Below are 2,536 nucleotides of genomic sequence, written 5' to 3'. Positions count from 1 at the left end.
CCACCCCTGTAGTCACCCATGTGCGGAATAGCCGCAGCCCCGGGGTTCCAGAAAAGAGCATCGGGCCCACTTACGACCGCGGTATACGCGTGACCCAGCGCACTGCCGCGAGCCCCCGTACCGATCGTCAGAAAGGTTGCTGATGTCGTGCCGACGCGACTCTGACCGAAACTGGCCGCCGGGACCAGTAGTGCTAGAATCACAATCAGAAGATTCGATCTTCGCCCTGTGATCATGTTCAAATCCTCCCGGCTAGAGTACAGAATTGATGTTGCATTTGAGCCTACTTGACCAGTGCGAACTTCCCCACGTGTTCGCCGACTCCGGGCGCCTCAACGTGGTACACATACACCCCGAACGCCACGTCCTGCTTGTCCACCGTTTGCAGGTTCCAGTAGATCGAACCGCCACAACCACCCGCATCCTGCGTGCAGGTGTTGTTCGTCCCGCCCTCGTGGCGGAGCGTATTCACCAGTTCGCCGCGCAAGTTGAAGATGCGGATCGTGGCCGGCGTAGGCAGATTGATAAACTGGATACGCCGCTCGCCACGACCGTCGACCTGTGTACGGGTCTCCATCTCCGACGCACCGACGTAAGGATTCGGCACAACGGCAATGTCCTCGAGCACGTTCTTTGCGGAGTCTGCATCTATCGATGACGACTTAGTCGTGAACTGGAACATGTCGCCCGTCGCAAATTCCCGTAGAACTGAGACTCGCAGTACGTCGCCTGGTGACGGAGGGATCGACTGTTGACCATCCGGTATGGTGAACGAAACGCGATGCCTGAACTTGCGCCCTGTGACACCACGCTCACTGAAAATCAGCACATCCTCGGGGCCAAATTGCCGATCTGCATTCCCATCCTCGACCCACAGTTCCGTCACCGAGTTCTTCTGGACGTTCACCCCGAAGATGGGAATCGGCTCCCGAACGAACAGCGGGCTCGGGGTCCTCGGAGGTGTATAGGTTGAGTCCGCAGGATCTACCCATCTCAGTTCGTAGTCGTCCGGTGAGACGGCAAAGGACGGGGATCTGTCGAGTTCGACGGAGGCCACCCAGTTTGTCTGGACGCCGTCAAGCTGCGTCGGATCAAGACTAGTCGTCTCGTTCGCCGTCCCCGCGTTGTCCACGTAACCGAAATTATCCAGGTTGTATACGATCTGCCGGCTTTCAAAATCAACGTTGTTGATCTCCACCACAAAACCGTCGATCAGTGGCGACACGTCGACGAGCGGAGACCGGCCAACAACCATACGGTTCTCGGAGACCTTAAAGATCTCGTACTCGGTCGTGTTGTAGAGGTCGGTCGGAACCACAGGTTCGCTGAAGAAACGCATCTGATAGACCCCGTCCGGATCGAGGAGTTCGTCGCCGATTATCTGGACGTTGATCGAACCTGATCCGACGCCTTGTGTTACGGTGCTCAGATCTTCGTTGGAGCCACCGTCCACAAGGCCAGCGGTTCTGGATCTCGGGATAACAACGGCTGCATTCTGTGACAGACCGACAACCTTGCCGAGCTGGTCGACACTGACGTTAAAGACGTTCTCCTGCGGATCGATCTCAACCTTTCCCGTCTGCTCATTGATAATTCCGCGGTCGTACGCCACCAGCGCATAATAGATCGGTACGCCGTTCCTGACATCCTCGTCAACATAGAAGAACGAGAGGCCGGTATCGTTACCCATGTTGTAGACCCCTTCGCCACCCAGTACTGTCCTGGGACCGCTGATCCCGTTTTCAAGATCCCACTGTGCAAGCGGCTTGAAGAACGTGGGGGTACCGTCAACATTGGAGATAGTGCGGCTGTCCGATAGCAGCGGGTCGGTGCCTTTGTACAAACGGAAGCCCTCGAAGTCAAAGGACTGCGAGAACCGGTCAAAGCTCGCAACGGCGAGTGTGTCCCAGGTCAGCACGACCCTCTCGTCTCCCGGTACCGCCAGCAGTGTCGGCGTGAACGGTGGCTGCGCGAACTGGTAGTCCGCGTTGTAAATGCTCTGTACGGTTCGTCGGTTCTTGAAAAAGTCCGTGTCGTCCGGACCGGCTCCGAAGATCCAGGCTGTCGAGAAGAACGTCGTCGCTTGCGGCCGCAAACTGACGGGACCGGATGAGAAAAGAATGAACGGTTCGACGTCGGCAACCTCTTCGGTCAGACCCGTCGACCCGATGATAATATTGGGTTCGGCGACATTGAAGATCTGGTTCCACAGCCACGTGTCGTCGCGCAAATTATCGCCACTTTCGTAAAACGGACGTGTGTCGAGGTCATAGCCTGTCAAACCGATCTGGTCGGACTCGTCAACATCCAGTTCGTCGAAGTTCGGCTCCCCGTTCTGCGGTATGCCGTCTCCTTCTCCGGTATCGGGACCCGGGTACGCTAGGTCGAACGGACCCTTGCCGTCCAGACCTACGTCGCTACGCGTGTTCTCACCCGGGTCGATAACACCACTGCCGTTGGCGTCATCGAAGCCAACCCAGTCAAGGTTTTCATCGCCCGTCCACCACCTTCCTTCTGCGAACGCCGGCCGCTCCTC

Annotated in this window: 2 protein-coding genes; both read right to left on the bottom strand. The window is 57.5% G+C overall.

The window, feature by feature from the left end; all coding sequences use genetic code 11:
* A partial coding sequence (locus tag HKN37_08795; GenBank protein NNE46744.1) for a hypothetical protein occupies positions 1-236 on the bottom strand: 236 nt, incomplete at its 3' end.
* Positions 237-283: 47 nt separating this feature from the next.
* Positions 284-2,536 (bottom strand): hypothetical protein (locus HKN37_08790; protein NNE46743.1); only part of this gene is annotated, 2,253 nt, incomplete at its 5' end.

This window comes from Rhodothermales bacterium (assembly GCA_013002345.1).
Lineage (GTDB): Bacteria > Bacteroidota > Rhodothermia > Rhodothermales > JABDKH01 > JABDKH01.
The sequence above is the reverse complement of the archived record's forward strand: the minus strand, read 5'-3'. Positions and strand labels throughout refer to the sequence as shown.